Origin of the sequence: Pseudomonas maioricensis (assembly GCF_022790535.1) — a bacterium.
Taxonomy (GTDB): Bacteria; Pseudomonadota; Gammaproteobacteria; order Pseudomonadales; family Pseudomonadaceae; genus Aquipseudomonas; species Aquipseudomonas maioricensis.
This window is the reverse complement of the sequence record NZ_LOHG01000001.1, coordinates 351,402-364,607: the sequence shown is the minus strand read 5'-3', so window position 1 is coordinate 364,607 and position 13,206 is coordinate 351,402. Positions and strand designations below refer to the sequence as shown.

The following is a 13,206-nucleotide window of genomic DNA, read 5'->3' as shown; positions in this document are numbered from 1 at the left end:
AGTCAAATAGTTTGAGACTGGCACACCGAATCGCGAGCAAGCTCACTCCTACAGGACCCGGTACCCGATCAAGCATCTCCAATTTAGATCGAGAACCCTTTTATGTTCCCCGAAAGCTTCACATTCTCCATCGCCAATCTGGTCAACGACTGGGTTGATGCGCTGGTGACCAATTACGGCGATGTGTTCCGGCAGATTTCCGACACGCTGCTGTGGGCCATCGTCAATCTGGAAGGCCTGCTGCGCATGGCGCCATGGTGGTTGATGTTGGCGATTGTCGGCGGCATTGCCTGGCACGCCACGCGCAAGATTACGACCACTGCCGTCATCGTCGGCCTGCTGTTTCTGGTCGGTGCCGTGGGGCTGTGGGACAAGCTGATGCAGACCCTGGCGCTGATGCTGGTCGCCACGTTGATTTCGGTGATCATCGGCATCCCGTTGGGCATTCTTTCGGCACGCAGCAACCGCCTGCGCTCGGTGCTGATGCCGTTGCTGGACATCATGCAGACCATGCCCAGCTTCGTTTACCTGATCCCGGTATTGATGCTGTTCGGCCTGGGCAAGGTCCCGGCGATTTTCGCCACAGTGATCTACGCCGCGCCGCCGCTGATTCGCCTTACCGATCTGGGCATTCGCCAAGTGGACGGCGAAGTCATGGAAGCGATCAATGCGTTCGGCGCCAATCGCTGGCAGCAATTGTTCGGCGTGCAACTGCCGCTGGCGCTGCCGAGCATCATGGCCGGGATCAACCAGACCACGATGATGGCCCTGTCGATGGTGGTTATCGCCTCGATGATCGGCGCCCGCGGTCTTGGCGAAGACGTATTGGTGGGTATTCAGACCCTCAACGTCGGACGCGGACTGGAAGCCGGACTGGCGATTGTGATTCTCGCAGTGGTCATCGACCGCATCACCCAGGCATACGGCCGACCACGGCATGAGGCAAACAAATGACGCTCGACCAGCCCAATAAAATCGTGGTCCGCAACGTCTTCAAGATTTTCGGCAACCGTCCCAAGGACGCGCTGGAAATGGTGAAGCAGAACAACAGCAAGGATGAAGTCCTGGCAAAAACCGGCTGCGTGGTCGGCGTGAATGACTTGTCGCTGTCCATTGGCAGCGGTGAGATTTTCGTGATCATGGGCCTGTCCGGCTCGGGCAAGTCTACGCTGGTGCGCCACTTCAACCGGCTGATCGATCCTACAAGCGGCGAGATTCTGGTCGATGGCGAAGACATCCTGCAGTACGACATGGAAGCGCTGCGCCAATTTCGTCGCAAGAAAATCAGCATGGTGTTCCAGAGTTTCGGCCTGTTGCCGCACAAGACCGTGCAGGACAACGTTGCCTACGGCCTGAAAGTACGTGGTGAGAGCAAAGAGTACTGCATCGAACGCGCCCGGCACTGGATCAGTACCGTGGGCCTGCAGGGCTACGAAAACAAATACCCGCATCAGCTTTCCGGCGGCATGCGTCAACGGGTGGGGCTGGCCCGCGCATTGGCGGCAGACACTGACATCATTCTGATGGACGAAGCATTCAGCGCCCTGGATCCGTTGATTCGCGCGGAAATGCAGGACCAGTTGCTGGAGCTGCAAAGCAATTTGAAGAAAACCATCGTGTTCATCACCCACGATCTTGATGAAGCCGTGCGCATCGGTAATCGCATCGCGATTCTCAAGGACGGACAGTTGATTCAGGTGGGCACTCCGAAAGAAATCCTCTACTCCCCCGCCGACGAATACGTTGATCGTTTCGTGCAGCGGCGCGCAGTGACTGTGTAAGGAAGCGTGCAGATGTCGCCCGTCGAACAAGTGGTGATTGGTGAAGGTACGGTCCGTTGGCAGGACGTGGTTGCAGTCGCTCGTCGGGGCGCGCAACTGGCGCTCTCGGCCAGCGCCTGGGCACGGATCGACAACGCTCAGGCAATCGTCGAACGCATCGTCGCCAGCGGCGAGCGTGCTTATGGCGTGAACACCGGGCTGGGCGCGCTGTGCAATATTTCACTGCAAGGCGAACAACTGAGCCAGTTGTCGCGCAATACGCTGCTGAGCCACGCGTGTGGTGTCGGTGTTGCGCTGTCAGACGAGCAAACCCGGTCGATCATCTGCGCAGCAATCATCAATTACAGCCAGGGCAAATCCGGGCTGCACCGGCAAGTCGTAGAGGCGCTGCTGAACCTGCTCAACCGCAACATCACCCCGTATGTTCCGTCCCAAGGTTCGGTGGGCTATCTGACCCACATGGCGCATATCGGGATTGCCTTGCTGGGCGTGGGCAACGTCAGCTATCGCGGCCATATCATGCCTGCGCAGCAAGCGCTGGATGCCGAGGGTTTGAGCCCGGTCATACTCGGTGCGAAAGACGGATTGTGCCTGGTCAACGGTACGCCGTGCATGACCGGCCTGAGCTGTCTGGCGATTGCCGACGCACAGCGCCTGACGCAATGGGCGGATGTTATCGGCGCCATGAGTTTTGAAGCACTCGGCGGCCAGATCAATGCCTTCGACGCGGAAATCATCGCCCTCAAGCCGCATCCGGGCATGCAAATCGTCGGCAGCAACCTGCGTGGCTTGCTGGATGGCAGTGAGGTGGTGGTCAACAGCCGTGGCATCCGGACTCAGGACGCGCTGAGTGTTCGCTCAATCCCGCAAGTGCATGGCGCGACCCGCGACCAGTTGGTGCACGCGACCCGGCAGATTGAAATCGAGCTGAACTCGGCGACGGACAACCCGCTGGTGCTCGGCACACCTGAATCGTATCGCGTGGTGTCGCAAGCCAACCCGCACGGTCAGTCCGTCGCCATGGCGGCAGACTTGCTGGCAATTGCTGTCGCTGAACTGGGCTCGATTGCCGAGCGACGTCTGGATCGCCTGATCAACCCGACCATCAGTAACTTGCCGGCGTTTCTGGTCAGCCAGCCGGGGGTTAACTCGGGGATGATGATTGTGCAGTACGTCGCGGCGTCGTTGTGCGCAGAAAACCGCCAACTGGCGCAACCGGCAGTGACTGACAACTTTGTCACCTCGGGTTTGCAGGAAGACCACTTGAGCATGGGCACCAATGCCGCACTGAAACTGCACAAGGTGCTGGAAAACACCACGCAGATCCTTGCCATTGAGTATCTGCTTGCGGCCCAGGCTTTCGAGTTTTTGAAGATCCAGCGCTTTGGCGTCGGTACCGACGCCGCATGGCGTGTGCTGCGCGAAGCAGTCCCGCCTTACGACGAAGACCGCTGGCTGGCCCCGGACATCGCCAGCAGCGCCAAGGTGCTCAGGAGTGAGGCGCTGCTGGAAAGAGTGTTTCGCCAGTGCCGGTCGGCAACAGTCGATGTCTCGCGAGGCGAATCCAATCTTATGGAGCACACCACTCATGTGGGAGCTGAGCCTGGTCTGGGCGGCATTCCGACGATAAGACTGGACGCGGTATGACTTTAGATTGAGTCGCCTATATCGCGGGCAAGCCCAGCTCCCACAAAGGAATGCGTTCCCCTGTGGGAGCAGAGCTTGCTCGCGATACATGAGACGCAGCTCGACGATACACCGCGTTATCGTTTATCGCGGGCAAGCACCGCACACATGAGATCGCGTTCCCCTGTGGGAGCAGAGCTTGCTCGCGATACATGAGACGCAGTCAGACGACACACCGCGTTATCGTTTATCGCGAGCAAGGTGGAGCGCCACCCCGGCCGCTCCCACAGGTTCTGCGCATGACGAGGGACCGGCTTGGTCCATGCCATATGCAAACGTATAGACATCCATGACACCGGATGTCAGCCAGGCGACACCTGGCAGGCCAATGATTCGGCCGACGGCACCCAGCGGGTATCCTTGCGCGCCTGAGTACCTGGCAGTTCGCTGGAAAGAAACCGGATTGGATTGAAATGACGTCACAGCAAGGTTTGAAACGCGGGCTTTCAGCTCGACACATTCGCTTCATGGCGCTGGGATCAGCCATTGGCACCGGCCTGTTCTACGGCTCGGCCTCGGCGATCCAGATGGCCGGCCCGGCCGTTTTGCTGGCCTACCTGATCGGCGGCGCAGCGGTGTTCATGGTCATGCGCGCCCTGGGCGAAATGGCCGTGCACAACCCGGTCTCCGGCTCGTTCGGCGAATACGCCAGCACCTATCTGGGCCCCATGGCGGGCTTCGTGCTCGGCTGGACCTACGCCTTTGAAATGATCATCGTCTGCATCGCTGACGTCACCGCGTTCGGGATTTATATGGGCTTCTGGTTCCCGGAAGTCCCTCGCTGGATCTGGGTGCTGGGCATCGTGTTCCTGATTGGCGCGCTCAACCTGTGCAACGTCAAAGTCTTCGGCGAAACCGAGTTCTGGCTGTCGCTGCTCAAAGTCGGCGCCATTGTCGCGATGATCGTCGCCGGGCTCGGGCTTTTGCTGTTCGGCGTAAACCTGTCGGGCAGCGGCGAGACGGTATCCAGCATCAGCAACCTGTGGAGCCATGGCGGCTTCATGCCCAACGGCATCGGTGGTTTGATCGCCTGCTTTGCAGTGGTGATGTTCGCGTTTGGCGGCATAGAGATCATCGGCATCACCGCAGGCGAAGCCAAGGATCCGCAGCGCACCATCCCGCAAGCCATTAACTCGGTGCCGCTGCGTATTCTTCTGTTCTACGTACTGACCTTGTTCGTGCTGATGTCGCTGTTCCCGTGGTCGCAGATCACCAAGGCGAACAGCCCGTTCGTGCAGATTTTCTCCAGCCTGGGCCTGCCATGGGCGGCTGCGCTGCTTAACGTAGTGGTGATTTCCGCTGCAGTGTCGGCGATCAACAGCGACGTGTTTGGTGCAGGCCGCATCATGTACGGCCTGGCGCAACAGGGTCAGGCACCGGCGGCGTTCTCGAGACTGTCTAAACAGGGCGTGCCATGGATGACGGTGCTGGTGATGGGTGTCGCGCTGCTCATCGGTGTACTGCTCAATTACCTGATCCCGGAAAACGTGTTCCTGGTCATCGCCTCGATTGCGACCTTCGCCACCGTCTGGGTCTGGCTGATGATCCTGCTGACCCAGGTCGCCATGCGCCGCAAGATGAGCCGTGAAGAAGCCGAACAGCTTCAATTCCCGGTGCCGCTCTGGCCCTATGCTCCCGCCGCAGCCATCACTTTCATGCTGTTTATCTTCGGCGTGCTGGGTTACTTCCCGGACAACCGTATCGCGCTGATCGTTGGCGCAGGCTGGGTTGTGCTGTTGATCGCGGCCTACTTCATATGGGTCAAACGCCCTGAACATTCGCCTCCCACCCATCGGTAACCTCGGAGACTGGACATGAAAACGCTCTGGAAACATTGTCACGTAGCGAGCATGGCTCACGGCAAGTACTCGATCATCGAGGATGCCGCCATCGTGACTTCTGGAGCGTTGATCGACTGGATCGGGCCTCAAGCTGATCTGGCCGACATACCCTACGACAGTGTTATCGACTTGAACGGCGCGTGGGTCACGCCGGGCCTGATCGACTGCCACACTCACACGGTGTTCGGCGGTAACCGCAGCGGCGAATTCGAGCAGCGTCTGCAGGGCGTGAGTTATGCCGAAATCGCCGCTGCCGGTGGTGGCATTGCCAGTACCGTGCGCGCCACTCGCGCAGCCAGCGAAGACGAGTTGTACGCCAGCGCGGAGCGCCGCCTGCGGCATTTGCTCAAGGATGGCGTCACCACGGTTGAAATGAAATCCGGCTACGGCCTTGACCTGGCCAGCGAGCGCAAACTGCTGCGGGTCATCCGCAGACTGGGCAATACGTTGCCGGTGACGGTGCGCAGCACCTGTCTGGCTGCCCACGCGCTGCCACCGGAATACGCCGACCGGGCCGACGACTACATCAATCACATCTGCAGCGAAATGCTGCCCGCACTGGCCGAGGAAGGTTTGGTCGATGCGGTGGATGCGTTTTGTGAGTACCTGGCGTTTTCCCCCGCTCAAGTCGAGCAAGTCTTTATCACTGCCGGGCAATTGGGCTTGCCGGTGAAACTGCATGCCGAGCAGCTTTCGCCATTGGCAGGTTCAAGTCTGGCGGCGCGTTACAAGGCGTTGTCGGCGGATCATCTGGAGTTCATGACCGAGGCAGATGCCATCGCCATGGGCGCGGCTGGAACCGTGGCGGTGCTTCTGCCGGGGGCTTATTACTTTCTGCGTGAGACGCAATTGCCGCCGATGGAAGCGCTGCGCAAACATGGGGTCAATATCGCGATTGCCACCGACCTCAACCCCGGCACATCGCCTGCGCTGTCGCTGCGCCTGATGCTGAACATGGCGTGCACGCTGTTCCGCATGACTCCCGAAGAAGCCCTGGCCGGGGTCACGATCAATGCCGCGAAAGCCCTTGGCATGGGCGAAACCCATGGCTCGCTGGAGGCCGGCAAAGTCGCCGACTTCGTCGCCTGGAACATCGAGCGCCCTGCTGATCTGGCTTACTGGCTGGGTGGCGATCTGGACAAACGCATCGTCCGTCACGGTATTGAATCGCTGAACCCGTAGGAGCTCACGAGCACCGCGAGGCAGCGATTGCGGTTTGCCTGACACAACGCAATCGCTGCCTCGCGGTGCTCGTGAGCATCTACAGGATTCGATTCATATTTTGAACAGGAGAGATTCATGGACAACGTTCTGAAGTTTTCTCGCGGTCGTGTGCCGCTGCTGATCAGCATGCCCCACGCCGGGTTGCGCCTGACGCCTGCGGTCGAGGCCGGTCTGGTGGATGAGGCCCTGAGCTTGCCGGACACCGACTGGCACATCCCGCAGCTCTACGATTTCGCCGCAGAGCTGGGTGCCAGCACCTTGGCCGCCGAGTATTCGCGCTTTGTGATCGACCTGAATCGTCCTTCAGATGACAAACCGCTGTACGCCGGTGCCACAACCGGGTTGTTTCCGTCGATCCTGTTCGACGGTGTGCCGCTGTTCAAGGACGGTCTGACACCAAGCGCTGAAGAGCGGGCGAGTTATCTGGAGCAGATCTGGACGCCGTACCACCAGACGCTTGAGCATGAGCTGGCACGCTTGAGAGACGAATTCGGCTACGCGCTATTGTTCGATGCCCACTCGATTCGCGGACATATCCCACACCTGTTTGAAGGCCGTTTGCCGGACTTCAATCTCGGCACCTTCAACGGCGCCAGCTGCGATCAGGAGTTAGCCAAACGCCTGGAAGCCACCTGCGCTAAAGCCGGAGATTACAGTCACGTACTGAACGGCCGCTTCAAAGGCGGCCACATCACCCGCAACTACGGCGACCCAGCCAACAACATCAACGCTGTGCAACTGGAGCTGGTACAGGCGACGTACATGGACGAATTCGTACCGTTCCACTACCGCCCGGATCTGGCTGAGCCGACGCGGGTGGTGTTGAGGCAACTGGTTGAAGAGATGATTAAGTGGGGGAAAATTAAATACGGTTGCTAAGCCTGCACTGTCCCTGTGGGAGCCGGGCTTGCCCGCGATAAGGATGAACCCGATTCGCCTTGGATCACCTACAGCCTTATCGCGGGCAAGCCCGGCTCCCACAAAGGACCGCATTGACTACGGTTACTTCTTCAACAACCGCAACCCGTTGAACACCACCAGCAAACTCACTCCCATGTCAGCGAACACCGCCATCCACATCGTGGCCATGCCGGCAAAGGTCATCGCCAGGAAGATCGCTTTGATGAACAAGGCGAGAAAGATGTTCTGCTTCAAGACCGCCGACGTCCGGCGCGACAGCTGAATAAATGCCGGGATCTTGCGTAGATCGTCGTCCATCAAGGCGACATCCGCTGTCTCAATGGCAGTGTCCGTACCGGCTGCCGCCATGGCGAAACCAATCTCGGAACGCGCCAGCGCAGGGGCGTCGTTGATGCCGTCGCCAACCATACCGACCCGATGCCCTTTGGCGTATAACGCCTCAATAGCCTCCAGTTTGTCGCTTGGCATCAGGTTGCCCTGAGCCGAATCAATACCGACCTGTGCAGCAATCGCCTTGGCGGTGTGCGGGTTGTCGCCAGTCAGCATCAGGGTCTTAACGCCCAGTTCATGCAGTTGCTGGATAGCTTCGCGACTGCTTTCCTTGACGGTATCGGCCACTGCGAACAGCGCCAGCGGGCCTGACTTATCCAGCAACAGCACCACGCTTTTGCCCTGCTGCTCCAGCGCATCCAGTTGCGCTTCAAGCTGTGGCGAACACAGACCCAACTCTTCAACCAGACGGTGGTTACCCAAGTGATAGAGCTCACCGTTGATCTCGCCACGCACACCGCGCCCACCCAGCGCTTCGAACGCAGTGACTTCGTGGGCGCTGACGTTACTCTCGGCCGCCTTGGCAATCGCTTGCGAAACCGGGTGATCAGAACGCCCTGCCAAGCTGGCGGCCACACCCGGAACCCGATCAGCAGCAGTTAACTCAAGCAATACGAAATCAGTCTGCACCGGCTTGCCGTGGGTGATCGTGCCGGTCTTGTCCAAGGCCAGGTAATCAAGCTTGTGGCCCATTTCCAGGTACACACCGCCTTTGATCAGGATGCCTCTGCGCGCAGCCGCTGCCAGACCACTGACAATGGTCACCGGCGTGGAGATCACCAGCGCACAAGGGCAAGCCACAACCAGCAAGACCAGCGCACGATAGATCCAGTCGAACCACGCCGCGCCCATGAACAGCGGCGGAATGATTGCCACGCCGAGGGCGAAGATGAACACCGCCGGGGTATAGATGCGCGAAAAGCTGTCGACAAAACGCTGGGTCGGCGCCCGAGAGCCTTGCGCCGCCTCCACTGCATGAATGATCCGCGCCAGCGTCGAGTTGTTCGCCGCCGCAGTGACGCGGTACTCCAGCGAACCGGACTGGTTGATGGTACCGGCGAAGACTTTGTCGCCAACCGTCTTCTCTATCGGCAGGCTTTCACCAGTGATTGGTGCCTGATCGATCGTAGAGTTGCCAGACACTACCTCACCATCCAATGCGACCCGCTCACCCGGCTTAACCCGGACGATAGCACCAAGTTCGATGTTTTTGGCTTCCACTTCCAGCCACTGTCCATCCGCCTGCCTCACCGTTGCCAACTCTGGCGTGAGCTGCATCAGCCCGCTGATAGCGTTGCGCGCGCGGTCCAGGGATTTGGCTTCAATCAGCTCCGCGACAGTGAACAGGAACATCACCATCGCGGCTTCAGGCCATTGCCCAATCAACACCGCACCGGTCACGGCGATGCTCATCAACGCATTGATGTTCAGGTTGAGGTTCTTGAGTGCGATCCAGCCCTTTTTATAGGTGCCCAGCCCGCCGCTGAGGATGGAAACCAGCGCCACGACAGCCACAACCCAATCCGACGCGAAAGAGCCGAAATGGATAACTTCAGCGGCTAGCGCGGTGACGCCGGACAGCGCCAGCGGCCACCAGGCTTTTTTCACGACTGGAGCAGGTGTTGCCTCCGCGCCCTCTTCAACCGGCTCGGCCTGCATGCCCAGTGAGGCAATGGCGTCCCGAATGGGATCAGTGGACGGCAGTTCATGCCAGACGCCCAGCAGACGGTTGATCAGATTGAATTCAAGCTTCTGCACGCCCGCCAGTTTGCCCAGCTTGTTCTGGATGAGCGTCTGCTCCGTAGGGCAATCCATCTGCTCGATACGGAAAGTGCTCAGTTGTGCGCCGGATGCAGGCGCATCGGTGAATGAAACCACCGCAGGCGCGGCCTTCGACGAACAGCAGCTGTGCGCGTGAGCGGCATGATCATGGCTTTTGGCCTGATGATCGTGTTGTGAATGGTCGTGCTCGGTGTGTTCGTGCTTGCCTGGAACAGGGGTCAACTGGCTCATGGTCCGGTCCTTTATCGTGCTTGTTGCCAAGTGAACACCCTGTAGCCACTATAGGGTCAAGCACTGAAAACAGGAACGATGACGATGAAGATCGGCGAGCTGGCAAAACTGACTGATGCGCAGGTTGAAACCATCCGTTATTACGAGCGCGAGGGCCTGCTTCCGGCACCTGCGCGTAGCGATGGCAATTATCGGCTGTACACCCAGGCACACGTGGAGCGGCTGACCTTCATCCGCAATTGCCGCAGCCTGGACATGACTCTTGAGGAGATCCGCAGCCTGCTCAACTTGCGCGACAGCCCTCAAGACCAGTGCGTAAGTGTGAATGCGCTGATTGATGAGCACATCCAGCACGTCAATGACCGCATTGCCAGTCTGCAAGCCTTGCAGACACAGCTACTGGACTTGCGCCAACGCTGCAGCGACGGTGCTCCGGATCATTGCGGGATTCTGGATCGACTGGAAGTCAGCGGCAGCGTGGTGACCGCAGATGTGGAGCACTCCCATGTGGGCAGGAGTCATGGGCATTAAAGCGATCGCGAGGCCGCGCGCATTCCCTGTGGGAGCGGTGCTTGCCCGCGATGCAGATTACTCGGTATGTCTGATACACCGAGGCGCCTGAATCGCGGGCAAGCACCGCTCCCACATAAAAGCATCAAAGCAATGTTCTAAACCGCCATCGGCGCAGTCATCGCCGGGTGATGCTCGTACCCTTCCAGCGAGAAGTCTGACGGCTCGATCTGCTCCAGCCATTCCGGCTGATACACACCGGTCTTGGCAAACTCCGGCACGCGATCGGAAATGACCAGTTTGGGCATCGGATACGGCTCGCGCGTGAGCTGTTCGTTGAGCATGTCCAGATGGTTTTCGTAGACGTGGGCATCGCCGATGAAATACGTGAACCAGCGTGGCGTGTAGCCCGTCAGACGGCCGATCAGGCTCAGCAGCGCAGCCCCCTCGGTCAGGTTGAACGGCGTGCCGAGCCCCAGATCGTTGGAGCGGATGTACAGCGTCAGGGAAATTTCTTTGGTTTCTTGATTCGGGTGGAACTGGTACAGCAGGTGGCACGGCGGCAAAGCCATTTCGTCCAGCTGTGCGCAGTTCCAGCCGTGGAACAGAATACGACGGCTGCCCGGATCCTTGATGATGGTATCGACGCACTGGCGAATCTGGTCGATAGCCTTGTACAGGACGACGTAAGCCTGACCGTCTTCCTCGGATTGGGCGATCTGCTGATAGCCCTGACTGATCGCCAGTTCGATGGCTTTCGGATTGCTCAGGTCGATACGCTTGTAAGCAGGCCACTTGCGCCATTGCACGCCGTAGATTTCGCCCAGATCGTCTTCGCCCTTGCGGAACGGGTTGTCCAGCCATTGGGCGTTTTCGTTGGCGTTCTGATCCCAGACTTTGCAGCCCAGTTCGCGAAACTCAGCGGCATTGTTCACTCCGCGCAGGAAGCCGACCATCTCGCCAATTGCCGACTTGAAAGCCATGCGCCGGGTAGTAATCGCCGGGAAGCCTTCCTTGAGGTCATAACGCAGCATGGCGCCGGGAAAACTGATGGTTTTCACACCGGTGCGGTTGGCCTGCAACGTGCCGTTCTTGATGACGTGGGCAACTAGATCCAGATATTGCTTCATAAATTACCTGCTTCGGTGAATCCGCCGGGCAGGCTCGCCCGGCGTTTCGGTGTTAAACCGCCGCGTTTTTGCCAGCGGGAGCGCGGTTGTAGGCCAGCCAGATCAGTACAGCACCCGCGATGATCATCGGCAGGCTGAGAATCTGCCCCATGGTGACCCAACCCCACGCCAGGTAACCCAATTGCGCGTCGGGCATGCGCACGAACTCGACAATGAACCGGAACAGCCCGTAGAACAGGGCGAACATGCCGGAAATAGCCATCGTCGGACGGGGCTTGCGAGAAAACAGCCAGAGGATGATGAACAGCGCGACACCTTCGAGGGCGAACTGATACAGCTGCGAAGGATGACGCGGCAATTGCGCCGGATCGCTGAACGGAGGGAAGACCATTGCCCATGGCAAATCGGTCGGTTTGCCCCACAGCTCGGCATTGATGAAATTGCCGATACGGCCCGCACCCAGACCAATCGGCACCATTGGCGCGACGAAATCCATAAGTTCGAAGAACGACTTGCCATTGCGGCGGCCGAACCACCACGCAGCGATCATCACTCCGACGAAACCGCCGTGGAACGCCATGCCGCCCTTCCAGACTTCGAAGATCAACAATGGATTGGCGATGTACGCAGGCAGATCGTAGAACAACACGTAACCCAGCCGCCCACCGACGATAACGCCCATGGCCAGCCAGAAAATCATGTCGGAGAGCTTTTCTTTGGTCCAGGTCGGATCAAAGCTGTTCAAGCGCCGCGATGCCAGCAGCCACGCGCCGCCGATACCGACCAGGTACATCAAACCGTACCAGTGTATTTGCAGCGGGCCGATGGCCACCGCCACCGGGTCAATCTGCGGGTAAGGCAGCATTGCAACTCCTTAAATGGGAACGCTCTTGCGAGCACTTAACCAGACACACTAAAGCAGGGAACATAAACCCGCGCTGAACAGCTATTTGGCCGGGCATGACGAAAAGAGACCGGCATGTTACCGGAGCAACGCCCGGCGCTCTAGCGGCGTGCGATGGATGCAAGCCTCTTGTGTGGGTAGAGTGACTGAAAAAGGAGTACTGCATGTGTCTGATCGTTTTCGCCTGGCGCCCTTCTCACGCACAGCCGCTGATCGTTGCCGCCAATCGTGACGAGTTCTACGCGCGCCCGACTCAACCTCTCGCGCAGTGGGCCGATGCACCGCAAGTCTATGCTGGCCGTGACCTTGAAGCGGGTGGAACCTGGCTTGGCGTCACCGCAGGCGGGCGTTTCGCGGCACTGACCAATATTCGCAACCCTGACTTGCCACTGGGGCATCGCTCGCGCGGCGAACTGGTTGCTCAATTTTTGACCAGCGATATTCCGGTCGAAGATTATCTTGCCGAGGTAGCCAACAAGTCGGATGAATACGGGGGATTCAATCTGCTGGTGGGCAATCGCGAGCAGCTGTACTACCTCAATGGCTCCAACCCTGAGCCGCGTCGGCTCAATGAGGGGGTTTACGGGCTTTCAAACGCGGCGCTGGATACGCCGTGGCCAAAAGTCGAGAAGGCCAAGGCTGCTTTGAGCACTCAACTGAATGATCCGAACCCACTGGCGCTCATGGCCCTGCTGAGCGACCCGACCATTGCACCGACCGCAGACTTACCGGACACCGGTGTGAGCCTGGCCACCGAGAGCCTGCTGTCGAGCCTGTTCATCGCCAGCCCCAATTACGGCACCCGCGCCAGCACTGTACTGATCATCAATGCTGACGGCAGCCAACATTTCGTCGAACACAGTTTT

The 13,206-nt window shown here is 59.2% G+C and carries 11 protein-coding genes; 8 read left to right on the top strand and 3 right to left on the bottom strand.

From position 1 onward, the window contains the following. The first annotated feature begins 102 nt into the window (after positions 1-102). The 6 genes from AUC61_RS01730 (at position 103) to hutG (ending at position 7,411) form a co-directional block, all read left to right on the top strand. Entirely contained in the window at positions 103-954 is an 852-nt protein-coding gene (locus tag AUC61_RS01730) for an ABC transporter permease (protein WP_027898503.1), read from the top strand. Next, a complete protein-coding gene (locus tag AUC61_RS01725) occupies positions 951-1,781 on the top strand; it encodes a quaternary amine ABC transporter ATP-binding protein (protein ID WP_243244178.1) in 831 nt (276 codons plus the stop codon). Before AUC61_RS01730 ends, AUC61_RS01725 begins: the two co-directional genes overlap by 4 nt. 12 nt (positions 1,782-1,793) lie before the next feature. Next, complete coding sequence (gene hutH, locus AUC61_RS01720; protein WP_243244177.1) at positions 1,794-3,428, top strand: histidine ammonia-lyase; 1,635 nt, start codon at positions 1,794-1,796, stop codon at positions 3,426-3,428. A 452-nt stretch (positions 3,429-3,880) separates the two neighbouring features. Continuing rightward, positions 3,881-5,266, top strand: coding sequence for an amino acid permease (locus AUC61_RS01715; RefSeq protein WP_243244176.1), 1,386 nt, complete (start codon positions 3,881-3,883; stop codon positions 5,264-5,266). Positions 5,267-5,281: 15 nt separating this feature from the next. Continuing rightward, on the top strand, positions 5,282-6,490 hold the full coding sequence (hutI, locus tag AUC61_RS01710; protein WP_243244175.1) for an imidazolonepropionase: 1,209 nt from the start codon (positions 5,282-5,284) through the stop codon (positions 6,488-6,490). A gap of 117 nt (positions 6,491-6,607) precedes the next feature. Continuing rightward, positions 6,608-7,411: an N-formylglutamate deformylase gene (gene hutG / locus AUC61_RS01705; RefSeq protein ID WP_243244174.1), complete on the top strand. Its 804-nt coding sequence runs from the start codon at positions 6,608-6,610 to the stop codon at positions 7,409-7,411. 123 nt (positions 7,412-7,534) lie between these two features. Here hutG and AUC61_RS01700 read toward each other — a convergent pair whose 3' ends face one another. After that, entirely contained in the window at positions 7,535-9,796 is a 2,262-nt protein-coding gene (locus tag AUC61_RS01700) for a heavy metal translocating P-type ATPase (RefSeq protein ID WP_243244173.1), read from the bottom strand. Positions 9,797-9,880: 84 nt separating this feature from the next. Here AUC61_RS01700 and cadR point away from each other — a divergent pair, with 84 nt between their 5' ends. Then, positions 9,881-10,327 (top strand): Cd(II)/Pb(II)-responsive transcriptional regulator, encoded by a 447-nt coding sequence (gene cadR, locus AUC61_RS01695; RefSeq protein ID WP_087265919.1) that lies wholly within the window; start codon positions 9,881-9,883, stop codon positions 10,325-10,327. Positions 10,328-10,464: 137 nt separating this feature from the next. Here cadR and AUC61_RS01690 read toward each other — a convergent pair whose 3' ends face one another. Both AUC61_RS01690 and lgt read right to left on the bottom strand, forming a co-directional pair. Further along, positions 10,465-11,436 (bottom strand): thymidylate synthase, encoded by a 972-nt coding sequence (locus AUC61_RS01690; protein WP_243244172.1) that lies wholly within the window; start codon positions 11,434-11,436, stop codon positions 10,465-10,467. A 52-nt stretch (positions 11,437-11,488) separates the two neighbouring features. Continuing rightward, complete coding sequence (gene lgt, locus AUC61_RS01685) at positions 11,489-12,301, bottom strand: prolipoprotein diacylglyceryl transferase (RefSeq protein WP_122664058.1); 813 nt, start codon at positions 12,299-12,301, stop codon at positions 11,489-11,491. Between the two features lie 203 nt (positions 12,302-12,504). Between lgt and AUC61_RS01680 the strand changes: the two genes are divergently transcribed. Next, positions 12,505-13,206: NRDE family protein (locus AUC61_RS01680; protein ID WP_243244171.1), on the top strand; the 702-nt coding region annotated here is incomplete at its 3' end.